General features: G+C 58.9%; 25 protein-coding genes. 13 read left to right on the top strand and 12 right to left on the bottom strand.

Annotation, left to right across the window (positions count from 1 at the left end; translation table 11 throughout):
* Positions 1–62 precede the first annotated feature (62 nt).
* Both KHA73_RS10080 and KHA73_RS10075 read right to left on the bottom strand, forming a co-directional pair.
* Entirely contained in the window at positions 63–1,643 is a 1,581-nt protein-coding gene (locus KHA73_RS10080) for a rhodanese homology domain-containing protein (RefSeq protein WP_234590640.1), read from the bottom strand.
* 2 nt (positions 1,644–1,645) lie between these two features.
* Positions 1,646–2,245: a cysteine dioxygenase family protein gene (locus KHA73_RS10075; RefSeq protein ID WP_234590639.1), complete on the bottom strand. Its 600-nt coding sequence runs from the start codon at positions 2,243–2,245 to the stop codon at positions 1,646–1,648.
* Positions 2,246–2,354: 109 nt separating this feature from the next.
* Between KHA73_RS10075 and KHA73_RS10070 the strand changes: the two genes are divergently transcribed.
* From KHA73_RS10070 to KHA73_RS10035, 8 genes are all read left to right on the top strand, one after another.
* The gene (locus tag KHA73_RS10070) at positions 2,355–3,242 is read left to right on the top strand and encodes a LysR family transcriptional regulator (RefSeq protein WP_234590638.1); all 888 of its coding nucleotides are present in this window, start codon (positions 2,355–2,357) and stop codon (positions 3,240–3,242) included.
* A gap of 173 nt (positions 3,243–3,415) precedes the next feature.
* Positions 3,416–4,498 (top strand): LLM class flavin-dependent oxidoreductase, encoded by a 1,083-nt coding sequence (locus tag KHA73_RS10065; protein ID WP_234590637.1) that lies wholly within the window; start codon positions 3,416–3,418, stop codon positions 4,496–4,498.
* 24 nt (positions 4,499–4,522) lie between these two features.
* Positions 4,523–5,689 carry an acyl-CoA dehydrogenase family protein gene (locus tag KHA73_RS10060; protein ID WP_380737984.1) on the top strand — a complete coding sequence of 389 codons (1,167 nt, stop codon included), beginning with the start codon at positions 4,523–4,525 and terminating at the stop codon, positions 5,687–5,689.
* Positions 5,690–5,702: 13 nt separating this feature from the next.
* Positions 5,703–6,677 carry an ABC transporter substrate-binding protein gene (locus KHA73_RS10055; protein ID WP_234590636.1) on the top strand — a complete coding sequence of 325 codons (975 nt, stop codon included), beginning with the start codon at positions 5,703–5,705 and terminating at the stop codon, positions 6,675–6,677.
* Positions 6,674–7,723 (top strand): ABC transporter substrate-binding protein, encoded by a 1,050-nt coding sequence (locus KHA73_RS10050; RefSeq protein ID WP_234590635.1) that lies wholly within the window; start codon positions 6,674–6,676, stop codon positions 7,721–7,723. Before KHA73_RS10055 ends, KHA73_RS10050 begins: the two co-directional genes overlap by 4 nt.
* On the top strand, positions 7,704–8,702 hold the full coding sequence (locus KHA73_RS10045) for an ABC transporter permease (RefSeq protein WP_234590634.1): 999 nt from the start codon (positions 7,704–7,706) through the stop codon (positions 8,700–8,702). Before KHA73_RS10050 ends, KHA73_RS10045 begins: the two co-directional genes overlap by 20 nt.
* Positions 8,703–8,737: 35 nt before the next feature.
* Positions 8,738–9,484 (top strand): ABC transporter ATP-binding protein, encoded by a 747-nt coding sequence (locus KHA73_RS10040; protein ID WP_380738305.1) that lies wholly within the window; start codon positions 8,738–8,740, stop codon positions 9,482–9,484.
* 54 nt (positions 9,485–9,538) lie between these two features.
* The gene (locus KHA73_RS10035) at positions 9,539–10,336 is read left to right on the top strand and encodes a class II aldolase/adducin family protein (protein ID WP_234590632.1); all 798 of its coding nucleotides are present in this window, start codon (positions 9,539–9,541) and stop codon (positions 10,334–10,336) included.
* Here the strand turns inward: KHA73_RS10035 and KHA73_RS24655 are convergent.
* The 3 genes from KHA73_RS24655 to KHA73_RS10020 form a co-directional block, all read right to left on the bottom strand.
* On the bottom strand, positions 10,316–10,555 hold the full coding sequence (locus tag KHA73_RS24655; protein WP_234590631.1) for an ATP-dependent Clp protease proteolytic subunit: 240 nt from the start codon (positions 10,553–10,555) through the stop codon (positions 10,316–10,318). The two genes, KHA73_RS10035 and KHA73_RS24655, sit on opposite strands and share 21 nt — an antisense overlap.
* A gap of 39 nt (positions 10,556–10,594) precedes the next feature.
* On the bottom strand, positions 10,595–11,020 hold the full coding sequence (locus KHA73_RS10025; RefSeq protein ID WP_234590630.1) for a universal stress protein: 426 nt from the start codon (positions 11,018–11,020) through the stop codon (positions 10,595–10,597).
* Positions 11,021–11,168: 148 nt separating this feature from the next.
* Positions 11,169–11,687: a hypothetical protein gene (locus tag KHA73_RS10020; protein WP_234590629.1), complete on the bottom strand. Its 519-nt coding sequence runs from the start codon at positions 11,685–11,687 to the stop codon at positions 11,169–11,171.
* 260 nt (positions 11,688–11,947) lie between these two features.
* Here KHA73_RS10020 and metQ point away from each other — a divergent pair, with 260 nt between their 5' ends.
* A complete protein-coding gene (gene metQ / locus KHA73_RS10015) occupies positions 11,948–12,763 on the top strand; it encodes a methionine ABC transporter substrate-binding lipoprotein MetQ (RefSeq protein ID WP_234590628.1) in 816 nt (271 codons plus the stop codon).
* Positions 12,764–12,805: 42 nt separating this feature from the next.
* Here metQ and KHA73_RS10010 read toward each other — a convergent pair whose 3' ends face one another.
* The 4 genes from KHA73_RS10010 to KHA73_RS09995 form a co-directional block, all read right to left on the bottom strand.
* Positions 12,806–13,726 (bottom strand): sugar ABC transporter substrate-binding protein, encoded by a 921-nt coding sequence (locus tag KHA73_RS10010; protein WP_234590627.1) that lies wholly within the window; start codon positions 13,724–13,726, stop codon positions 12,806–12,808.
* A 64-nt stretch (positions 13,727–13,790) separates the two neighbouring features.
* Complete coding sequence (locus KHA73_RS10005) at positions 13,791–14,831, bottom strand: ABC transporter permease (protein ID WP_234590626.1); 1,041 nt, start codon at positions 14,829–14,831, stop codon at positions 13,791–13,793.
* A 15-nt stretch (positions 14,832–14,846) separates the two neighbouring features.
* Positions 14,847–16,331 (bottom strand): sugar ABC transporter ATP-binding protein, encoded by a 1,485-nt coding sequence (locus KHA73_RS10000; RefSeq protein ID WP_234590624.1) that lies wholly within the window; start codon positions 16,329–16,331, stop codon positions 14,847–14,849.
* Between the two features lie 78 nt (positions 16,332–16,409).
* Positions 16,410–17,339 (bottom strand): sugar ABC transporter substrate-binding protein, encoded by a 930-nt coding sequence (locus KHA73_RS09995; RefSeq protein ID WP_234590623.1) that lies wholly within the window; start codon positions 17,337–17,339, stop codon positions 16,410–16,412.
* A gap of 514 nt (positions 17,340–17,853) precedes the next feature.
* On the opposite strand from KHA73_RS09995, the gene KHA73_RS09990 reads away from it, so the two are divergent.
* The 4 genes from KHA73_RS09990 (at position 17,854) to KHA73_RS09975 (ending at position 21,961) form a co-directional block, all read left to right on the top strand.
* Positions 17,854–18,696, top strand: a complete 843-nt coding sequence (locus KHA73_RS09990) for a class I fructose-bisphosphate aldolase (protein WP_234590622.1) — start codon at positions 17,854–17,856, stop codon at positions 18,694–18,696.
* A 127-nt stretch (positions 18,697–18,823) separates the two neighbouring features.
* Positions 18,824–20,425, top strand: a complete 1,602-nt coding sequence (locus KHA73_RS09985; RefSeq protein WP_234590621.1) for a sensor histidine kinase — start codon at positions 18,824–18,826, stop codon at positions 20,423–20,425.
* Between the two features lie 4 nt (positions 20,426–20,429).
* A complete protein-coding gene (gene dcuR / locus KHA73_RS09980; RefSeq protein ID WP_234590620.1) occupies positions 20,430–21,149 on the top strand; it encodes a two-component system response regulator DcuR in 720 nt (239 codons plus the stop codon).
* 224 nt (positions 21,150–21,373) lie between these two features.
* Positions 21,374–21,961, top strand: coding sequence for a GrpB family protein (locus KHA73_RS09975; RefSeq protein WP_234590619.1), 588 nt, complete (start codon positions 21,374–21,376; stop codon positions 21,959–21,961).
* Here the strand turns inward: KHA73_RS09975 and KHA73_RS09970 are convergent.
* The 3 genes from KHA73_RS09970 to KHA73_RS09960 form a co-directional block, all read right to left on the bottom strand.
* A complete protein-coding gene (locus tag KHA73_RS09970; RefSeq protein ID WP_234590618.1) occupies positions 21,939–22,280 on the bottom strand; it encodes a hypothetical protein in 342 nt (113 codons plus the stop codon). The genes KHA73_RS09975 and KHA73_RS09970 overlap by 23 nt on opposite strands.
* Positions 22,281–22,323: 43 nt before the next feature.
* Positions 22,324–22,629 (bottom strand): hypothetical protein, encoded by a 306-nt coding sequence (locus tag KHA73_RS09965; RefSeq protein WP_234590617.1) that lies wholly within the window; start codon positions 22,627–22,629, stop codon positions 22,324–22,326.
* A gap of 171 nt (positions 22,630–22,800) precedes the next feature.
* Positions 22,801–23,019: a YdgH/BhsA/McbA family protein gene (locus tag KHA73_RS09960; RefSeq protein WP_234590616.1), complete on the bottom strand. Its 219-nt coding sequence runs from the start codon at positions 23,017–23,019 to the stop codon at positions 22,801–22,803.
* Positions 23,020–23,244 lie beyond the last annotated feature (225 nt).

Raw genomic sequence — 23,244 nt, 5'->3', positions numbered from 1 at the left:
ACAGAAAAATGCGCCATACTTTCCCTCTTTGCCGGTGATGGTTATGCGTATTGTCTGATGATTCAAAGCACGGTAAAGCCATGGGTTGCATCACGCTCAAGCTGTTCTACCAACCCGAACTCCCAGTCCAGGTAGGCTTGCATCGCTTCACGCGGATTGTCCGTGCCTTCGTACGGGCGGCGATAACGGTCAATGCGCGGCGCGGCCAACCGCCCTTCGCCCTTTTCCAACGGCCGATTTTCAGCCATCCACGCCAGGGTACCGCCGGCAAGCAGTTGCACCGGCTTGCCGGTCAGCGCGGCCACTTCCGGCACCGCATAGCGCGCCAGCTGGCTACTGCCGCAGGTCAGCACATAGCATTTTGCCGGCGGCAGGTTTTCCAGCGCCAACGGCAACTGTGAACGGAGGACCCAATGCGCGCCGGGAATATGGCGCGCCACATAGTTGGCGCTGGTGGTGAAATCCAGCAGCACCGTGCCTTCCTGGCCCAACAGTGCGGCCAACTGCGCCGGGGTGACTTCATCGGCCGGCGGCGGCGGCGGTAGCTGCGCCGCCGGATCGCCCCGCTCGGTAAAGTCGGCGTCCTCCAGCCCATCGAGTACCGCCGCATCCCAGCCCATCTGCGCCAGCCAGGAAGCGCTCATATTGGCACGCACGCCGTCGTCATCCACCAGCACCACGCGGGCGCCGCGCACGCTGGCATAGTGATCCGTTTCCTGCACCAGTTGCCCGCCGGGCGCACTGCAACTGCCCGACACATGCCCGGCGCGGTACTCCTCGGGGCTGCGCACGTCAAACAGATAGGTGGTGCGCGCCGCATCCTGCTGCCACAACCCAAGCGTCTCGCGGTCAATGCGCCGTACGCCGGCCGCGTCCGCCACTCGCCGCGCCCGTTGCTGCGCCTGCGCCAGGTTGTCCACATTCTCGGTGTAGCGCCGCTGCCGTTGATTTTCCAGCGCAAACCCCGCCAGCCCCCAGCCGATTGTACCGTTGCGCAGCGCCGCCACCGGGTTGCTGATGCCGGCGTTGATTAACGACTGGGTACCGATAATGCTGCGCGTACGCCCGGCGCAGTTAACTATCACCTGCGTATTGGGATCCGGCGCCAGCGCGTTGATCCGCAGCACCAGCTCCGCCCCCGGCACGCTGGTGCTGGTGGGGATACTCATGGTTTGGTATTCATCAAAACGGCGTGCATCGACGATCACCACATCGGCATGCCGATCGATCAGCGCCTTAACCTGCTGCGCAGTCAGCGATGGCGTATGCCTACGGCTTTCCACCAATTCGCCAAAGGCCTTGCTCGGCGTATTTACGTCCTGGAAAAGCTCGCCGCCGCCGGCTTGCCAACCCGCCAGGCCGCCAGTCAGCAGAGCGACATCCCCATAGCCGAACTGCCGTAGCCGCCGTGCCGCCTGTTCAGCCCGCCCATCGCCGTTGTCATAGACGGTAATAGGGGTACTGCGGCGCGGAATGCGCCGGTAGGCTTCCAGCTCCAGCTTGCTCAGCGGAATGTTCACGGCGAACAGCGGGTGGCTTTCAGCAAATTCGGCTTCTTCACGCACATCGATCAGCGCCAACTCCTGGCGGGCCAACAGCGCGGCTCGCAGGGTGGAAAAATCACGGTAAACAAAGGCAGGCATAGTTACACTTCCTTAGAAAGGTCCCAAATATTAGGCAATTGAGTATTGGAATAACCGGAGATAAAGGGCTTCACCGCACCACTTTCGCCATACACAGCACGCTTAACGGCGCCGATATTGCCGCCATACACATGAATGCTGATTGACACGCGATCGTTAAACGCATTGCTGACCTGGTGAATATCGCCGTCCTGTTCGGACAGTTTCGCTACCTGCCCGGCGGTTAACCGCTCGGCGTCACCTTCAGGCCGGGGCACGCCCTGGCCGTCAAGCTGGTAACGCTGGTTGATTTCAGCACCGCGCAGCATGCCAATCAGCCCCCACACGCGGTGATCATGGATCGGCGTGACCTGCCCCGGCCCCCAAACGAAGCTGACGATGGAAAAACGCTGGGCGGAATCAACGTGCAGCAGGTACTGCTGATAATGTTCAGGGTGTGGGCGAGAGTACTCCTCAGCCAGCCAGTCATCCCTGCCGACCAATTCGGCAAGCAATTGCGCCGCGTTATCGAGCCGCGCCGCCTCACCCAGCGGCTGCTGATGCAATTGGGCCAGTCGCTCGATGAACTGACGTAAACGGTCTAAGCGTAAGGGCGTTGTCATAAGCATTCCTGTCTGAAAGACTGCTTATCACGCTAACAAAGAACTTTTTATTATTTAAATGCATTTTTGTAATAAACTAAAATGCAGAATACACATAAAGAGAATTTCCATGCGTACAGATGATATTGACGCCCTGCTAGCGGTGGTGCAATTCGCTTCGCTTAACCAGGCCGCGGAATACCTTGGCATTAGCCAATCCGCCATAACCCGCCGCCTGCAAAGCTTTGAACAGAGCCTGGGCGCCACGTTGCTGGATCGCCAAACCAAGCCACTTAAACTGACGGCCATCGGTCACCGCGTCTATGAACAGTGCCTGACTATCAAGCGCGAAACCAAGCGGTTGGAAAGTTTGCTTAATCAGGATGCGGAACCCAGCGGCCCGCTGCGTCTGGGGGTTCCGCAAAGCCTGAGCGAGATAGCCCTGCTTCCGGCGCTCATTGCCTTGGGTGAGCATTACCCGCAGTTGCGCCCGCAGGTAACCTGCGGTTGGGGCGGGCAGTTGATCAAACGCCTGGAAAACGTTGAGCTGGACAGCCTGCTCGCCATGGGGCCGGCGCAGCAAACCTTCGATGACAGCCTGGTGACGAAGGCACTGTGCCCATTAGAGGTTGTCGTGATCGCCGGCCAACGTCTTCGCATCCACACCGCCCGGCTCAGCGGTTGCGCTCATTATGGCTGGGTATTAAACCCTGATGGCTGCGGCCTGCGCGCCGGGTTAAACCGCGATCTGCAGGCGCAGGGATTGGGGCTGAAAATCAATGTGGAAACCACCGGCACCCAGTTGCAAATCAGCCTGGTGGCCCAGGGACTCGGGCTCGGGTTGGTGCCGAAGGCAGCGCTAACGCACAGCCCGCATCAAGACGACATCGCGATTGTTGAGCTGAGCGATTTCCGGCCAAAAGTTCAACTGTGGCAGGTCAGCAGCCCGGGGCTGGGCAACCTGCAAAGGCCCACCACCTTTTTTGCCGAAAAGATCGTTCGGGGGCTTAGCATTTAAGCCAATGAATGATAAGGAGTTAGCCAAATAATTAACTTTATGCATATTAAGATATGATAAAAATGCATTTAAATCATTAGAACATCGCGTATAGGGTATAAACACCTTGCTGCTTATCGCCAGACATTTGGCCGGCAGTCAGACCCTATCACGATTCCTGACAAGGAGTTCTAATGAGCGTCCAATTTTTAGGCATGATCGGGCACCGTCTGTCTTCGGAAATCATCCCACCGGCTGGCCCAATATTTGATCGCGATTACATTGTGCGCTTTGCGCAAACCCACGAAGCCGCCGGTTTCGACCGCCTGCTGGTCGGGCATTGGTCCGATCAACCCGACGGATTTTTAGTCACGGCGCTGGCTGGGCTATCCACTCAAAAAATCAACTTCTTACTGGCGCACCGGCCAGGCTTCGTCTCGCCGACCTTGGCGGCGCGTAAATTAGCCACCCTGGAACACCTGTTGGGCGGGCGCCTGGCGGTGCATATCATTAGCGGCGGGAACGACGCAGAACAGCGCCGCGACGGCGACTATCTCGACCACGATCGGCGCTATGCCCGCACCGAGGCATTTTTGGAGATCGTGCGCCAGGTCTGGACCCAGGAACGGCCGTTCGACGCCCATAATGACTTCTATCAGGTCGAACAGGCCTTTTCGGCAATAAAACCGCTGCAACAGCCTCATATCCCGATTTTCTTCGGCGGTTCATCCGACGCGGCGATTGCCGTAGCCGGCAAGCATGCCAATGTGTTTGCCCTGTGGGGCGAATCGCTGGCGCAAACCCGGGAAACCATCCAGCGCGTGCGGGCCGAAGCGGCCAAACACCTGCGCCAAATCGACTTTAGCGTATCATTCCGACCGATTATTGCCGCCACCGAAACGCAGGCTTGGGAAAAAGCCAAAGAGATCCTGCATGTCGCCACTGAACATGCCGCGCAAACCGACGTTGGCCATAGGAACAAGCCCAACAGCGTGGGCGCTCAACGCCTGCTGCAAACCGTGGCGCAAGGCGATGTGGTGGATAAACGTCTGTGGACCGGCATCGCCAGATTGGTCGGCGGCGGGCACAATTCCACTGCGCTGGTGGGTACGCCGGAGCAGGTGGCCGATGCCCTGCTTGATTACTACGATCTGGGCGTGCGCAACTTCCTGATCCGCGGCTTTGATCCCCTCAACGACGCTCAGGAATACGGTAAAGAACTGTTGCCGATCGCCCGTGCCAAAATCGCCCAGCGCGATGCCAAACACAGCGCCTGATGGGTAACGGGAGAGGCACTACGTATGAATTCTGTCCAGTCTACCCGCCTGCTTGCGCGGCGACGGCACATGCAGCCGCCGCTTGAGCAGATCACCGAGCAACTGGCGCAGCAGGCGGCGGCGCTGGATCGCAGCGGCGAATTCCCGCACGCCAATCTGGCCTTGCTGCATGAATATGGGCTGCTGAGCCTGGCCTGCGAGCAGCGTTATGGCGGCGCCGAAGCCAACCTGTCCACTTTGCAGCAGGTGGTCAGCGCCATCGCACAGGGCGAGCCGTCAACGGCACTGATCGTCTGCATGCAGTACCTGCACCACCTGCGCCTGGCCTCCAACGCCAGTTGGCCAGAATCGCTGCGCGGCGCAGTCAGCCGCAGCGCAGTGCAGAGCGGGGCCTTAATCAACAGCCTGCGGGTAGAGCCGGAACTGGGTTCCCCTGCGCGCGGCGGTTTGCCCCACACCGTAGCGGCCCGCACTTCCGCCGGCTGGCGGCTCAACGGCCATAAGCTCTATACCACCGGAATTGAAGGGCTGAGCTGGCTGGCAATCTGGGCTCGCAGCGATGATGACAACCCGCAGGTGGGCACCTGGCTGGTTCCGCGCGATAGCCCGGGCATCACCATCAAACGCAGCTGGGATCATCTGGGCATGCGCGCCACCGGCAGCCATGAGGTGATACTACAAGACGTGCCGGTACCGCTGTCCCATGCGGTGGAGATTTATCCGGCCGATCGGCCCCCGGCGCCGGATACGGCGCAGATCCAGGCCGCCGCTAATGCGCATGCCGCCCTGCTGCCGGCCGTCTATGACGGCGTCGCGCAGGCGGCGCGCCGCTGGCTGATCGCCTGGCTGCGGCAACGGGTGCCGGCCAGTCTTGGCGCCCCGTTAGCCAGCCTGGCCCGCGTGCAGGAAAACCTTGGGCAAATCGACGGCTTGCTGCTGGTCAATCAAAGCCTGCTGCGCCAGGCGGCGGCGCGGGCATTCAGCACTGAACAAGCCAACCTGGCAAAAGTGACCATCACCGAAAATGCGATAGCGGCAGTGGAAAAGGCGCTAACGCAGAGCGGCAACCACGGCCTGACGCGCCATAACCCGCTGGAGCGCCACTACCGTAACGTACTCTGCGGCCGGATACATACCCCACAAAACGACAGCGCATGGATCAACGCCGGAAAAGCTGCGTTAAAACCATAGGACGATAATCAGCATGTTGCGTATTAAACACACCCTGGGCGCCCTGTTGCTGCTCGGCCTGGCAAGCCAGGCGTCGTTCGCCGACGCACGTATCACCCTGCATATTGCCGATCAAAAAGGCGGTATGCGTTCACAAATGGAAGCGGCCAACGAACTCGCCAACCTGCCTTACGACATCAAATGGGCCGAGTTCCCCGCCGCCGCACCGCTTGCCGAAGCATTGAACGCCGGCGCAGTTGATGTCGGCATTATTGGCGATGCTCCATTATTGTTTGCTCTCGCGCAGGGCGCGCCGGTTAAAGCGGTAGCGGTGGATAAAAGCAACCCGGCAGGCACCGCGGTGCTGGTGGGCGAACACTCGCCGCTGAAAAGCGGCCAGGATCTGAAAGGTAAACGCATCGCCACCGGCAAAGGTTCTATCGGCCACTTTGTGGCGTTGAAGGCGCTGAAGCAAGCCGGCCTGAGCGCGGCGGACGTACAGTGGGTCTTTTTGGGGCCGGTGGATGCCAAGGTCGCGCTGCTTAGCGGCTCGGTCGACGCCTGGGCCGCCTGGGAACCTTATACCACCCAACTGGTTAAAACCGGGCAAGGCCATGTGCTGGTCAGCGGCACCGGCCTGCTGCCGGGAAATACCTTCCTGGCGGCCACGGATGCAACGCTCGCCGATAGCGCGAAACGCCAGGCGCTGCAGGATTACCTGAACCGCCTGGCAAAAGCGGAGCGCTGGGCCTATGCCAATCTCGACAGCTACGGGAACACGCTGGGGAAAATCATTAGATTCCCGCCCGATATTGCGCGCGAACAGTTCGCCAGCCGCCAACTGCGTTGGCAGCAAATTGATGAGACAACCGTGCGCCAACAGCAGGCCACGGCTGATTTTTATCAGGCCAACGGTTTGATCCGGCAACCACTCGACGTTACCCATACCTTTGATAATGGCTTTAGCGTGCCACCGTTGGCGCAGACACAACAGGAAGGTCAGCCATGAAACCCATTACTCATTATTCACGCCGCAGATTTCTCCGACTGAGTGGCAGCCTGCTGGCGGCCCCCGCCTTGGCCGGCATATCGTCGAAGCTGTTCGCCCATGATATGGCAAGCATGCATCAGGATAGCGGCAACGCACTGCGCCTGCCCGAACCTTACAAGTTGAAACTCGCCATCAACCAGAGCGCGGTATGTATTGCCCCCGTCACCGTGGCGGAGCAGCAGCGCTTTTTCAGCAAGTACAATTTGGACGTAGAATTTGTCAACTTCGGCAACTCGACCGATCTGCTGCTGGAAGCGATCGCCACCGGCAAAGCCGATGCAGGCATAGGCATGGCCCTGCGCTGGCTGAAGGCGCTGGAGCAAGGCTTTGACGTCAAGCTCACCGCCGGCACCCACGGCGGCTGCCTGAATCTGCTGACCGCCAAAAATGCGCCCTTTACCAGCCTGGACAAGCTGAAAGGACAAACCATCGGCGTGACCGATATGGCCGGCCCGGACAAGAACTTTTTTGCCATTCTGCTCAAACGCCATGGCGTAGACCCGATAGCCGATGTGCAATGGAAGGTTTATCCCGCCGATTTATTGAGCGTCGCGTTGGATAAGCAGGAAATTGCCGCCATCAGCGGCAGCGAACCCTTTAGCTACCGCTTATTGGAGACCGGAAAATACCAACTGCTGGCAAGCAATATGACCGGGGAATACGCCAACCTCAGTTGCTGCGTGGTTGGCGTCAGCGGGTCGCTGGCCCGCAAACACAAAGCCGCAGCGGCGGCGTTAACCCAGGCGCTGCTGGATGCCCACAGCTATGCGGCAGAACACCCGGAAAGCGTTGCCGAAGCCTTTATGGCCCACGCGTTAAACACCAACGTCAAAGAAGTGGCCGGCATTATCCATGGCCAGGCCCACGGGCATCATGCCGTTGGGGAAGCCTTCGTCAAAGAACTTACCCAATACGTCAGCGATTTACAGCTGGTACAGGTGATTAAACCCAGTACCGATGCCCACCAGTTTGCGGAGAGCATCTATGCCAACGTATTTGCTTGATCGCACCATAAAAGGTGAAAAAACCGCCGGCGAACGGATCTGGCTCACCGGCCTGCTTGCCGCCGCGGCGTGGCTGGCGGCCGGGCTTTTCACCACCTATTGGCCTGACGCCAACCGCCAGTGGCCATACAGCCAGGCCTGGGCTTATCTGCAACTGGCGCTGGGGGTGGCGTTGCTGGCCCTGGCGCTAAGCTATCGGCGCTGGAACGGCCGCGCGCAGCGCCTGCAGCGCGCCGGGCAATGGCTGATCGCGCTGCCGCTGTTTTTCAGCCTGTGGCAACTGCTCACGGCGAAAACCGGGGTGCTGCCGGTGCCGTTCTTCGCCCCGCCGCAGGCGCTGATTGAGGTTTACCTCAGCGACTGGCCGCGCCTGCTGAACAGCCTGTATCACTCGCTATCGTTATTGTTGCTGGGGGTAGCGATCGGCACCCTGACCGGCTTTGTCAGCGGCGTGGCGATCGGCTGGTCGCAGCGCATTGGCTATTGGGTGCACCCGATACTCCGCATCCTCGGGCCGGTGCCTTCGACCGCCTTGCTGCCGCTGTGCCTGTTTATCTTTCCCAGCAGCTTTGGCGCCAGCGTGTTTCTGATCGCTCTGGCGACCTGGTTCCCGGTTACCGTTCTCACCTGGTCGGGCGTGGCCAACATCGATAAGGCCTATTACGACGTGGCGCGCACCCTGGGCGCCAGTCAGCGCTTTTTGATTTTCCACGTGGCGATCCCCGCCGCCCTGCCCAGCGTGTTTGTCGGCCTGTTCATGGGGTTGGGGGCGTCTTTCTCCGTGCTGATCGTCGCGGAGATGGTTGGGGTTAAAGCCGGCATCGGTTTTTATCTGCAGTGGGCGCAGGGCTGGGCTGCCTATCCCAATATGTACGCGGCGCTGATTGTGATGGCCTTTCTGTGTTCGGGGCTGATCAGCCTGCTGTTTTTCATACGCGATCGGCTGCTCGGTTGGCAAAAAGGAGTGATGAAATGGTAGCGCAAGCCGCGCAGGCTCAGATAAAAGCCACAGGCATGGCGATTGACGTGCGAAACGTCAGCCACAGCTTCATCCTGGGGAAACGGGAAATCGCCGTGCTGGATAACATCAGCCTGAGCATTGCCCCCGGTGAAAGCGTCGCCCTGCTCGGCCCTTCCGGCTGCGGGAAATCCACGCTGCTACGCCTGTTGGCCGGGCTGGAACCGTTGCAGACCGGCCAGCTGCTTGCCGACGGCCGCCCACTCGGCGCCCCCAGCCCCGAGCGCATTCTGGTTTTCCAGGATCCCACGCTCTACCCATGGCGGACGGTGCGGCAGAACGTGCTGATCGGGCCGCAGGCGCAGGGGCTGAGCGGCCAGGAACGGCAGGCCGACGACCTGATTAACCGTATCGGCCTCAACGAGTTCGCCAACGCCTACCCGAAGCAGCTATCCGGCGGGATGGCCCAGCGCGCCGCGCTGGCGCGCGCGCTGCTCAACGAACCGCGCCTGCTGTTGCTCGATGAGCCGCTGGGAAAACTGGATTCGCTGACCCGTATCAGTATGCAGCGCGAATTGATTAACCTCTGGCAAAGCCAGGGCTATAGCAGCCTGCTGGTCACCCACGACATTGAAGAAGCGCTGCTGTTGTGCGACCGGGTGATTGTGCTGTCGCCGCGGCCGAGCCGAATTCTGGCGCAGTTTGCCGTGCCGCTCGCCTACCCGCGCCACCGGGACGCCCCGCTTCTGATTAAACACCGGCAGGACATTTTGAAAATCCTGGGCCAGGAGATCGATTGGTAGCTTTACTGCCCATCGCTGCCAACACTTATCGAACCACCATTAACGGGAGTTGTTATGTCTTTGATGTCTATTCCTACCGCCAATACCGGCGAGGTAAAAAACGGCGTCAGCCAGGAAGAGTGGCAGGAGCGCGTCAAGCTGGCCGCCGCCTATCAGTTGGCGGCCCTGTATAACTGGACCGATCATATTTATACCCATTTCTCGGTGCGCGTGCCGGGCGCGGAAGAACACTTCCTGATTAACGCCTACGGGCTGTTGTTCAGTGAAATCACCGCCTCCAACCTGGTGAAAATCGATTTGGACGGCAATATTCTCGCCGACCCGACCGGGCTTGGCATCAACCAGGCCGGCTTTGTGATCCACAGCGCCATACACCGCGCCCGGCCCGATCTGAAAGCCGTGCTGCATACCCACACCAAAGACGGCGCGGCGGTATCGGCGCAAAAAGACGGTCTGTTGCCGCTGTCGCAACATGCGCTGGCTTATTATTCGCGTATTACCTATCACGAATACGAAGGCGTTGCGCTTGATCTGGATGAGCAGGAACGGTTGGTTAACGATCTGGGCCACAGCAACGTGATGATTTTGCGCAACCACGGTTTGCTGGCCGGTGGCGTAAGCATCGAGCACGCGTTCCGAGAGCTGCACGGCTTGGAGCGCGCCTGCAACATTCAGGTGGCGGCGCTCGCCGGCGGGCGGGACAATTTGCACTACGCGCCGTCGGCCGCTATCGAAAAGGTCAAGGCGCAGTCTGTACGTTTTAGCAGCGGCACGGATGAGATCACGCAAAAACACTGGGCGGCGGCCATCCGCCAGCTGGAAGCCAGTGGTTTATCCAGCTTTGACCAGTAACCTTTTGCGGCATTTCTCGGTTAACCATGAAAAATCGACGTTAACGGCTCGCGTCCCCGATAGCCGGTTGTCATGCTCTTCGTGGCTGCGGCCGCAGTGTTCGGCATACGGGCCGATCGCGGTATGCCTGGTGCGTTTCATCTCTTCGGCGTGAATTAAAATATCCGATGCCTGGCCCTGGAAGCCGCCCAGCGGCTGGATTAGTACATGCTTATGCAATGTGCAAATAAAAAGCCGCGGCGCTGCGCGGCTTGGGGATCACTGCCGGATTGGGATCACCAGCACGTCGATATTCAACTGGTTGATGGCGTTGCGGGTGGAGGAAAACAGATTGCTCCACAGGTCATGATGGTGGCCGAACACCAGCAGATCGATGCCCTTTTCGGCCACCGCAGCCTCCAGCTCAACCACAAAGCCGCCGCGCCCGATAATCACTTCCGCGATCGGGTAATTGACGTTTTGCGTGGTGGGTTCCAGCTCTTTTTTGATTTTCTCTTCCAGCGGCACGCCGTCGTAGCTTCGCTCCGAGAAGCCGATCGCCGCATGGTAGGTATCGTAATGCACATCGACATAGATCAGCGAGAGTTTGGCCTGCAGCGCTTCGGCCAGCAGCGCGCCTTTCTCCACCAGCCGTTTGCCGTCATCGCTCAGATCCGTGGCGACCACAATATGTTTGTAGCACATAGCGCCTCCTGTCGTGGACTCGGTAATGAGCCGAGGCTCAGATACCCTTTCAGGGCGATATCCTTATGCTTAATTTTAGTTCACAAACGGGGGGCCAGGCGGGAGATTATGGCGAGGAGAGGCCCCGTCGCCGGGGCCGCTTGCAGCATCAGCGCTCGCGCTGCACTTCAAACCAGACGTTGCACAGCGACAGGATCAGGGTGTTGTGATCCTTCACCAACACGTTGTCGCCGGGCACGCCGTCGGTGCCCTGATCGGTAATGCCTTGAATGGTGGCGTCAGGGTGTTGAATCGCCACTCGCTGCACCGACGGCGTGCTGATGCCCAGCGTCGGGAAGTCGATATATGAGCTGCTGCCGGAGTTGTCTTCGACAAACTCCTGCGCCTCTACGGTGCTGACGGTGGCGCCTTCGCTTTTCAGCGCGGTGCCGTTCCAGCTGAAGCCGTCTGCCTTATAGTTGATTTTGCCGCCGATCAGGCTTTGCGCCTGCTGCTGATCCCAACAACCTGCGGTCTGCGTCGGCACTATTTTGCTGACGCGCCAGTTGCCCAGCAGATCTTTAGGGATCGGGCCGACGTCGCCTTCCGCCGCATTGGCCTGAGTCGCCGTCACGCAGGCTAACACCACCAGCGGCAGCAGTGCCTTGCTCCAAGTGTTCAATTGCATTATCTGTCCCTCGTTCATAACCCGGTCTGCCCTCGTGGGCCTGCGGCTATCATAATAAGCCTGCCGATCCGCCGTCAAAATAAACTGCAGCCCAGGGCACAAAGCGCCCCAAACGGCAGCTTTCGGTGCGCCCGCTCATAGCGAATCGCTATTAATCATAGTGAATCAGTATTTTATTTTATCCAGCCGATTACCTAGAGTCACTGCCACTATTCTGCCTGCCATATCCAGCAGGCAATGTTGACAAGGACTCTGGGAAGATGACGTTTACGCTAAAAAAAATCGCCGTGGCCCTTACCGCCGCCAGCGCCCTGCTGCTTGCCGCCTGCGGGCCTGCGGCGCAGGATGAACATCACATCAAGGTCGGCATCAGCGCCGGCATCGATCAGTCGCTGTGGGCGGTGGTGCAAAAGGTCGCCAAACAGAAATACGATCTGGACGTGGAGGTGGTGACCTTCAACGATTACGTATTGCCCAACGAAGCGCTGAACAACGGCGATCTCGATATCAACGCTTTCCAGCACAAGCCCTATCTGGACAAACAGATGCAAGAACGCGGCTATAAGCTGGCGGCGGTCGGCAACACCTTCGTTTACCCGATTGCCGGCTATTCGAAAAAAATCGGCTCGCTCAGCCAGCTGCCGGACGGCGCGCAGGTGGCGGTGCCCAACGATCCGACCAACCTCGGCCGCTCACTGCTGCTGTTGCAAAAACAGGGGCTGATTACGCTGAAGGACGGCGTTGGGCTGCTGCCGACCGCATTGGATATCGTCAGTAACCCGAAGAAGCTGAAGATCGTCGAGATTGAAGCGCCGCAGCTGCCGCGCGCGCTGGATGACAAACAGGTAACGCTGGCGATCATCAACACCAACTATTCCAGCCAGATCGGCCTGTCACCGGCCAAGGACGGGCTGTTCGTCGAGGATAAAAATTCGCCGTACGTCAACATCTTCGCCAGCCGCATCGACAATCAGGACAGCGACAAGGTGAAGAACCTGGTCAAGGCCTATCAAACCGATGAGGTGGCCGCCAGCGCCGCCGAAATCTACAAGGGCGACGCGGTAAAAGGCTGGTGATTCATTTCAGCCAGGGCGCTGCCACGCAGCGCCCTTTCCCCCTCACTGCTTCGCCGCATACTTTTGCATATTGGCCGGCGTTACCAGTTCGAATGGGATCCAGTAATAAGGCTCCGGTTTTTCGCCCTTGATCATCCGCTGCGCCACGTCGACCGAAGCCTTGCCCTGGCCGACGGCATCCTGGAATACCGTTACCTGCATCCTGCCGGAGGCCAACGCCTTCAGACCGTCCGGCGTGGCGTCGATGCCGCCGATCAGCACCTTGCCGTCTTTTTTGCCGGCCTGCTGCAGCGCCATAATCGCGCCTATCGCCATTTCGTCGTTATTGGCGGCGACAATGTCGATAGCTTCGCCGTTGGTGATCCAGTTCATCATCAGATCCATGCCTTCGCTGCGCGAATAGTTGGCGCTCTGCTTTTGCACCACCTTCATTTTCGGGTACTTGGCCACCACCTGTTCAACGTCTTTGGTGCGCTGCAGCGCGCCGGCGTCTGTCAGGTTGCCGATCATCACCGCCACATTGCCCTGATAGTTGGCCAGCCGCGCCAGTTCCTCCATTTGTAAAGTGCCGGATTCCTTCTCATCGGAGCCGACAAACACCACGCCCGGCGGCAGCGTGGTGTCCCCCGGCGTGCGGTTCACGTATACCAAAGGAATGCCCGCGTCTTTGACCATCTTGGTAATGGCGGGCGTGCCGGCCGAGTTAACCGGATCGACGATGATCGCATCCACGCCGGCGCTGATAAAGTTTTGTACCTGATCGGTCTGCCGGCCAACGTCGCCGCGGGCATCTTCAAACTGCACCTTGATGCCGCGCGCCTGGGCCTCTTTGTCGATCGAGTGGCGGATGATGGTCAGGAAATTCTGATCAAAATAGGCCATAGACACGCCGATGGTTTCCGCCAATACCGAAGTGGAGCAGCTCAGCGCGGCGATCAGGAGTATTTTTTTAACGTGTTTCATGATGATTTCCCCGAGGTAAAAAAAAAACCGCCGGGCAAGCAGCCCCGGCGGCAATTCACGGCAATCAGTGTTTCTTGCGGTTGCGCCGCATATCGATAGCCACCGCGGCCACGATAATCACGCCTTTGATAATGTCCTGAATGTAAGAGTCGACGCCGATAAAGGTAAAGCCGCTCTTGATAAGCCCGAGGATCACAGCGCCGATCAGCGTGCCGGTAATGCGCCCGACGCCGCCCATCAGGCTGCTGCCGCCGATCACCGCCGCGGCGATGGCGTCCAGCTCATAGGACATCCCCATGCTCGACTGGCCGCTGCTGACGCGCGCCGCCAGCACCACCCCCGCCAGCCCCGCCAAACCGCCGGCGATGGTATAGACCGTCACCAGGTACTTGTTGACGTTGATGCCGGACACCCGGGCCGAGGTCATGTTGCCGCCGATGGCGTAGATGTATTTGCCATAGCGGGTGTGCTTCAGCGCGATATGGAAGATCACCGCAATCACCAGGAAAATGATCACCGGCATCGCGCCCTGGCCGATCGAGGTGAAACCGTCCGACAGGAAGCTGACCGGGTTGCCTTTGGTGTAGTACTGCGCCAGGCCGCGCGCCGACACCATCATGCCCAGCGTGGCGATAAACGGCGGAATGCCGGTGCGGGTGATCAGGAAGCCGTTCACGAAGCCGCAGACGATGCCCACCCCGATGCCGGCACCGATCGGGATTGCCGCCGGCAGATCCAGCAGCGCCGGGTACATCGGCGAAATGCTGTCGGAGGTCTGCGCCAGGCTGGCCGCCACCACCGCGGTTAAGGCTATCAGCGAGCCGGAAGACAGATCTATGCCGGTGGTGATGATGACCTGGGTCACCCCCACCGCGATGATGCCGATAATCGCCACCTGCAGCACGATCAGCAGCAGGCGGTTCGGGTTCATCAGGAAGGACTGATCGCGAATGTACCAGCCGAGAATTTCGAAGATCAGCGCAATGCCGATCATCACGATGAAAATGCCGGTGTCCTTCGGCATCTTGCCGCTCAGGCAGGAAAACGGCGCTCCCTTGCCCGCCGAATCGGAGGTGAGCGGTTTTTCAATCTTTACGTTACTCATGGTGTTCACCTTTCGTTATTCAGAGGCCAGCGCCAGGATCTTTTCCTGGTCCGCGTCATCTTTGTCCAAAATGCCGGTGATGCGGCCGCCGTGCATCACCATAACCCGGTCGCTCATGCCGAGAATTTCCGGCAGTTCGGACGAAACCAAAATGATGGCCACACCGCGGTTGGCCAGTTCGCTGATCAGGCGATAAATCTCCGCCTTGGCCCCTACGTCGATGCCGCGCGTCGGTTCGTCGAGGATCAGGATTTTCGGCTGCGCCAGCAGCCAGCGGGCAATCAGCACCTTCTGTTGGTTGCCGCCGCTGAGGTTGTTGATGATCTGGTCCATGGTAGGGGTTTTGATATTGAGCTTCTTGATTTGCTCCATGCAGTCCTTGGCCATCTGCACGTGGCTGACGAAGCCGTTCTTGCCGATATATTCCGACAGGTTGACGATGCTCATGTTCTCGACCACCGACAGCACCAGGAACAGCCCGGATTTCTTGCGGTCTTCGGTCAGGAACGCCAGCCCGTTTTCGATTGCCTTGGCTGGCGAATCTACCTTCACCGCTTTGCCTTCGATAAAGATCTCGCCACCGTCCGCCGGGTGCATGCCGAACAGGCTTTCCATCACTTCGCTGCGCCCAGCGCCCACCAGCCCGGCGACGCCCAAAATTTCACCGCGCTTGACGCTGAAAGAAACGTCGTGGAACCAATCGCTGCGGCGCAACCCTTCCACCCGCAGCACTTCTTCGCCGATGTTATTGTTGAATTTGGGGAACATCTGCGTCAGTTCGCGCCCCACCATCATGGTGATCAGCGACTGCTTGGTCAGATTTTCGGTTTTGTCGCAGGCGATAAAGGTGCCGTCGCGGAAAATGCTCACCTCATCGGTGATGGCGAAGATCTCGTCCATCTTGTGACTGATGTAGATGATGCCTTTGCCCTGCTCACGCAGTTCACGAATGATGGCGAACAGATGCACCACCTCGCCCTCGGTCAGCGCCGAGGTCGGCTCATCCATGATCAGCACGTCGGCGTTGTAGGACACCGCCTTGGCGATCTCCACCATTTGCTGATTGGCGATGCTCAAATCGCCGACCAGGGTTTCCGGTTTCAGCTTGATGTTCAACCGCGTCAGCAGCTCGCGGGTTTGCTGATTCAACGCATCGTGGTTGACGAAGCCGAGCCTGGCCGGCTCGCGCCCCAGCCAGATGTTTTCCGCCACCGTCATGTAGGGCACCAGGTTAAGCTCCTGATGGATCATCGAAATGCCCGAATGCAGCGCCTGCAGCGTGTCGCTGAAGGTCACCGGCTGGCCTTTTATTTTGATCGAGCCTTCATCCGGGTGATAGATACCGATGAGGCATTTCATCAGCGTCGATTTGCCCGCGCCGTTTTCCCCCATCAACGCATGCACGCTGCCTGGCTTGATTTTTATCGAGACCTTATCCAGCGCTTTGACGCCGGGAAACTGCTTACTGATGCCTTCGGCCTCAAGAACATAAGGGTACATACAGATAACCTCCGCACTCATCAACGCTCCATGCCGCATCTGCCGTTGTCTGCCGGCAAACGCGGCATGCCTTAACGCTTACTTTCTGTTCTTGTCGGCGAATTCCTGATAGTTGGCCTTGGTGATCAGCTGATACGGGATCAGCACGTTGCTTTCCACCTTCTGGCCTTGCACCAGCTGAATGGCGGCCTGCACCGCGCCTTCGCCCTGGCCTTTGGCGTCCTGGAACACGCTCAGCGCCAGATCGCCCTTCTTGATGAACTCCAGCGCGTCGGGGGTGCCGTCGACCCCGGCCACCAGCACGCCGGATTTTTTGGCCTGCTTGAGCGCCAGAATGGCGCCAATGGCCATTTCGTCGTTATTGGAGGCGATGGCGTCGATCTGCTGCCCGGACAGGATCCAGTCGGTGGTGACATCCACCGCCTCTTTGCGGAAGAACTTGGCGGTCTGTTTGTCGATAATCTTGATGCCCGGATATTTGGCCGCCACCTCTTCCACACCGCGCGTGCGGTCGCGGGTGGCTTCGCTGGACAGCTCGCCCATCAGGATCATCACGTTGCCCTTGCCGTTCATCAGCTTCGCCAACTCTTCCATCTGCAGCTTGCCGGCCAGCTTGGAGTCGGACCCCACATAGGCCATGCCCGCCGGCAGCGTCACTTCAGGTTTGCGATTGACGAACACCAACGGGATCTTGGCCTGTTCGGCCAGCTTGATCATCGGTTTGACGCCCTGGGTATCCACCGGGTTCAGAATGATGGCGTCAACGCCCTGGCTGACGAAGTTTTCAATCTGTTGGATCTGCTGGGCAATATCACCCTTAGCATCCTCGAACTGCCCGCTGACGTTGCCGTCGGCCTTCATTTTGTTTTGCATCGACTGGCGCAGGATGGTGAGGAAGTTGTCATCGAAATAGGCCATGGAAACGCCGATCTTGATATCTTTCGCCAGGACGCTGGCTGGCAGCATGCACATCAATACCGAGGTGACGATCAGTTTCTTCAGCTTCATGTTCTGTACCCTTTAATCGTTAGAATGAAGAGGTCTGTTGATTTGACAGCTAATGAAAAATATTTTTTACATTCAAACAACAATTCGCTCGATGTTATCCCTTTGATACGGCGGAATTATCGTTTTTTCGCCGTAATCAGACAGTGTGTGAAATTTTGATCGATATCTCAAAATAGATTAAAAACAACATCTTGAAACAAGCATTTTTATGGAGAACTTAGGTCATTCCGTCATTATTAAATGTTTATTTCATAATTTAGACTATTGAAACTTTTTAACTCAAACAAGCGAAACATGCGTTTTGGAATGGGCAAGTAACAAAAACATGACACGGATCTAACAAATGGCGCAAAAGGGGCCGGCGCCCCCTGTCCTTTGGTGCGTTGCGCGGTGCAAGCCGGCGGCAATCGATGAAATAAAACTGCGAGCAGGCCCGCAGTTTGCGGTTTCCGCGTTTCATGCCCATGCTTACTCGGCAATACTGGAGATATCCCTTTTTTCAGGAGGAACTGGCATGCAGCTCAGCAGTAAGGTGCGAATGAACCGGCTGTTTAATAACGGCAAATGTCTGGACGTAGCGATCGATCACGGCATCGCCAACGAGCCGGATTTTTTAATCGGGCTGGAAGATATCGAACGGGTGATGGGCAACCTGATCGCCGCACGCCCCGACGTCATTCAGGTCAACTACGGCCAGGCGGATTTGCTGCAGCGCGCGCCGCAGCGCGAGAAACCGGCGCTGGTGATGCGCACCGACGTCGGCAACGCCTACAACGCCGCGCGCCACCGTGAAATGTGGGCGGTGCTGCACAACCCGGACGCGCCTATCCTGGCGGCGCTGCAGATGGACGCCGCCGCGGTGGTGGTCAATTTGTACCAAATTCCCGACGAGCCGGGCATTTTCCGCCAGTGCGTGGAAAACATCGGCCGCCTGCGCCACGCCTGCGACAAATACGCCATGCCGCTGATGATCGAACCGCTGGTGATGGCGCCGGCCGGCCAGGGCGCCGCCTACGGTTCGCTGGGCGACGTGGAACGGATCGTGCCGCTGGTGCGGTTGGCGCGCGAGCTGGGCGCCGACATCATCAAGGCCGACCCGACCGATCGGGTCGAAGATTTTCACCGCGTGGTTGAAGCGGCGCGCTGCCCGACGCTGGTGCGCGGCGGCGGCAAAGGCGAGCTGGGCCCGGTGCTGGCGAAGTCCGCCGCCCTGATGGCCCAGGGCGCTTCGGGCATGGTCTACGGCCGCAACGTTTATCAGCACGGCAACCCGTCGAAGGTGGTCAACGCGCTGATGGCGATCATTCACCAGGGCGCCAGCGGCCAACAGGCGCTGGACATCTATCACCAACCCTGAATGCGGCTTTTGTAATTAAAATAACCCCCTCGCTTACCGGCGGCATGTTATAACCTGCTGCCGGTTACGGCGCCCCCGACCAATCCCCGCTACACTACGCCGTGAAATCGTTATTCGGAGAACCTTCATGCCCAAGCAACGCGCGCCGTTGAAGCTCAGCACGTCCATTACGTTGATGGTGTCCGCCATCATCGCTTCGGTGCTGCTGGTGGTTTACGCGCTGTTTTTCGTGCAAATGAACCGAGAAGGGCAAGATCAGCTGCGGAACAAAGCCATAGCGATAGCCGAGACCCTGGCGCTCTCCTCCACCGTGGTCGACGGGCTGGAACGCCAGGATCGCGGCGGCGCCGTCCAGCGCTTCGCCGAACGGGTGCGCCATAAGAACGAATTGTTGTTCGTGGTGGTGGTGGATATGCAGGGCATCCGCTATTCACACCCCAAGCCCTGGCTAATCGGCCAACATTTTATCGGCGACGATCTGGCGCCGGCGCTGCTGGGCCAGGTTAACAGCGCCACCAATCGCGGCGCGTTGGCGCCCGCGCTGCGGGTGTTCGTGCCGGTCTACGACGCGCAGCAGCGGCAGATCGGCGTGGTGGCGCTCGGCATCGCCCTGGACACAGTGCACCGGGTGGTGGGTGAAAGCCGCTGGATCATCTACTGGACCATCGCCTTCGCCGCACTGGTCGGCAGCCTGGGCACCTTTTTCCTGGTCAAGGCGCTCAAGCGCATCATGCTCGGCTTTGAACCCTACGAAATCTCCAACCTGTTCGAGCAGCGCAACGCCATGCTGCAGTCAATTAAAGAAGGCGTGATCGCGGTCGATAATCAATCCCGCATCACCATCGTCAACGACGAAGCCAAGCGCCTGCTGCGCCAGAGCGGCCCGCTGGAGAACCTGATGCTGGAATCCGCCAGCAAACACTGGCCTGCCCAGCTGCATCTGGCGGAGGTGCTGGCCAGCGGCAAGCCGCTGCGCGACCGGCAGATCAGCTTCAACGGCAGCGAGTTGCTGACCAACACCGTGCCGGTGATCGTCAACGGCCAGGTGATCGGCGCCATCGCCACCTTCCGCGATAAAACCGAGGTCAGCCGGCTGCTGCAGCGCCTGAGCGGCATGGCGCACTACGCCGACGCCCTGCGCGTGCAGTCGCACGAATTTATGAACAAGCTGCACGTCATTTTAGGCATGCTGCATATGAAAGCCTACCAGCAGTTGGAAAACTACATCATCAACACCGCCAGCAACTACCAGGAAGAGATCGGCGCGCTGCTGCGCAAGATCCACTCGCCGGAGGTGGCCGGCTTCTTTATCGGCAAAATCAGCCGCGCCCACGAAGCCGGCATTGAGCTGACCGTCGATGAAACCAGCCTGCTGCCGGAAACCGACGACGCGGAAACCACCCACGTGCTGATCAGCGTGCTGGGCAATCTGATCGAAAACGCCATTGACGCCATCGACGGCGTCGAAGGCCATGAAATCAACCTAAGCTTCCATCACAATGATAATCATTTACACTGTATCGTCAGTGACGATGGCCCGGGCATCGATCCGGCGATCGGCCCACGCATCTTCGAGCAGGGGTTTTCCACCAAGGGGCCGGGCCGCGGCATCGGCCTGGCGCTGATCCGCAGCCGCCTGGAGAAACTGGGCGGCAGCATTGATTTCGAATCCGAACCGGGTGAATTGACCCAGTTCTTTGTGCACATTCCCTATCTGGCCAAGAGCTGAACGCATGATTAACGTACTGATTGTCGATGACGACCCGATGGTGGCGGAGTTGAACAAATACTACCTGAGCCAGGTCAGCGGCTTTCACTGCCAGGCGACGGTAGCCACGCTGAGCCAGGCGCGCGCCCTGCTGGCCGACGCCGCCGTCAGCATAGATTTGGTGCTGCTGGATATCTATATGCAGCAGGAAAACGGCCTGGATCTGCTGCCCGGCCTGCGCGAACTGGGTGAGAAGACCGACGTGATAGTCATCTCTTCCGCCAGCGACGTGAACACGGTGCAAAAAGCGCTGCATTACGGCGTGGTGGATTACCTGATCAAACCTTTCCAGTTCACCCGCTTTAAAGAAGCGCTGAGCAACTACCAGCAACAGTCGCAAATTTTGGCGCAGCGCGAGTTCTCGCAGGCCGACGTCGACAGCCTGCTGCGCCGCCAACCCAACAGCCAGGAAGGCAAGAAGCTGCCGAAGGGCCTGACCAGCATCACTCTGAGCACGGTGTGCGAGTGGATTGAACAACAGCACAGCAACGAGTTCTCTACCGACAACCTGGCCAACGCCATCGGCATTTCACGCGTTTCCTGCCGTAAATATCTGATCTACCTGGCGGAGAGCGGCATCCTCAGCACCCGCATTCTGTACGGCACCACCGGCCGGCCGGTGTATCTGTATCAGCTGAAGCCGGACGCCATCGCCATGCTGAAAGAGCACTGCCGGCCGGCGTGACCGCTCAGGCATCAAAGAAATCCGGCAGCATCGCCGCAAACGCATCCGGCATTTCAACGTTGGGCAGATGCCCCGCCTGCGCCCGGCACGGCGGCCAAAACGCGGGGGGTGCTCGACGCCCTGCCGGAACGGCTGCCGGCCCTGTTGCAAACGGGCGAAACGGGTAAACGATCGCAGTTTGCGGCATACTGTTTTGCCGCACACCGTAAAATAGAGAGGGCGCCGTGGCAACTCCCGAAGCGATAACCCGCCACCACGACATAGATCCAAACGAAAATCCCTGGGTGCACGGCAAACCGCCGCCGGAAGCCCTGACGATCGTCGCATACGACGCCGGCTGGCCGGTTCGCTATCAGCAGTTGGCGCAGGACATCCAGCGCGCGCTCGGCGATCGCGCGCTGCGGCTCGATCACGTCGGTTCGACGGCGGTGCCGGAATTGGCGGCCAAACCGGTCATCGACATCGATCTCACCGTTGCCGATCCCGTTCAGGAACAGGACTACGTGCCGGCGTTAATGGCGCTGGGATATGACCTGATCATTCGCGAACCCAGCTTTCACCAACACCGCTGCCTGCGGCTGATGCAGCCGCGCGTTAACCTGCACGTGTTCGGCCCTGATTGCCCGGAAAACATCCGCCACCTGCTGTTCCGCGACTGGCTGCGGCAACATCCCGCCGATCGGGCGCGGTATCAGCAAGCGAAACAAAGCGCGTTGCTGGGTGCCGACAATGTGGCGCAATACAACCAACGCAAACAGCAGGTGATACTCGACATTTACGCCCGCGCGTTCAAGGCGGCGGGATTGCTGTAAAACAGGCCGCCTGGCGGTGAGGATCCTTCGAATGCACCCGCAGGCAACGCTGCTGCTTTTGTTGCTGCTCCAGATGACGCTGGTGTCGCTTGTTCGCCTCGGCGGCTTCATGCTGCCGCTCCCGTGCGAGCACCTGCTCGTTGACCCGCGTCAGATTATCGACGTTCCACACTTTGTGGCGCAGCTCGTCGCGCTTTTTCCGGTACTCCTCGGGGACGTTACTGTCCTGCGGCGGCGGCGCGTGATACTCCAAATCAACCCGCGCCTGCGCGAAACAGGAGCAACACAGGGTCATACCGGCCAACAATATCCTTTTCATCATGATTCCTTAATACAACACTTCAATCCGTGCAAAGGCTCGCTCAGCAGCCGTTCGGCGATGCCGCCGGCTTTTCCTCCGGACGCGGCGCACGTTGCCCGCCGGTGACGGGCGCTTTTCCAGGCTCAGCACCACACTCCGCCAGCCGCGCCAGCTCTTCCGCTTCGCCCTGCTCCGGGGACGCTTCTTCGCCCATTTCCTGCCGCAGATCCTGCACCAGCGCCTTCAGTCGTTTTTGAAACAGCACCGGAGACACTCCCTCACACCGCCGATCGTAGCGCGCCGCACCGGCGCTTTGGCTCATCGGCAACAATAGCAAGAGAAAAATCGCGGCCACGTCTTTCGCCATGGGCAACTCCTTTGATTACGCCGAGATAAACCGGCAATTCCCTATAAGAAAAATGGATTGTCTGTTAACGCCATAAATAGCCGGGCCACAGCAGAATAGCGAAGCAAAGGTAAACCTTCCGACAATATAGGCACAGCGAGAATATTAATTTGGCAGAATATATTTAGCGGCTTAACGATCTGATATTTTCGACCAATCGAAGGTGCCGCCAATACCGGCGTTGCCCTCGTTGAGTACCGATGAAGCGGATTCGCCCGCCATGATGCGCTGCCGCTGCTCCCGCGTTGCAGGCTGAGGCTGCGACCAGCCGGGCGAAGACGACGTCGGCTGGATCGCGCTGCAGCCGCTCAACAAGATTAACGATATCGGGGCCAAATAACGCCATGTCATAGTGTTCTCCTTAAAAGAAATAAAATAACCGTAGCCGGTGGCATAGGTAAATAAAAAATGACTTTCTTTAGTTTAATAATTACCGTTATTTATCCAGGCAGCAGGGAAAAGACAACGATGTTAATAACTATGAGCGCCAATTAACCTGGAATAAACATTTGCGCTTCGCAGGCAGATAAATAGCAGGCAATAAAAAAGGCCGGGATAACCCGGCCCTGTTTGTTC

The organism is Serratia entomophila, assembly GCF_021462285.1.
Taxonomy (GTDB): domain Bacteria; phylum Pseudomonadota; class Gammaproteobacteria; order Enterobacterales; family Enterobacteriaceae; genus Serratia; species Serratia entomophila.
Note: the sequence above shows the minus strand (reverse complement) of the source record. Positions and strands in the feature narration are given on the sequence as shown.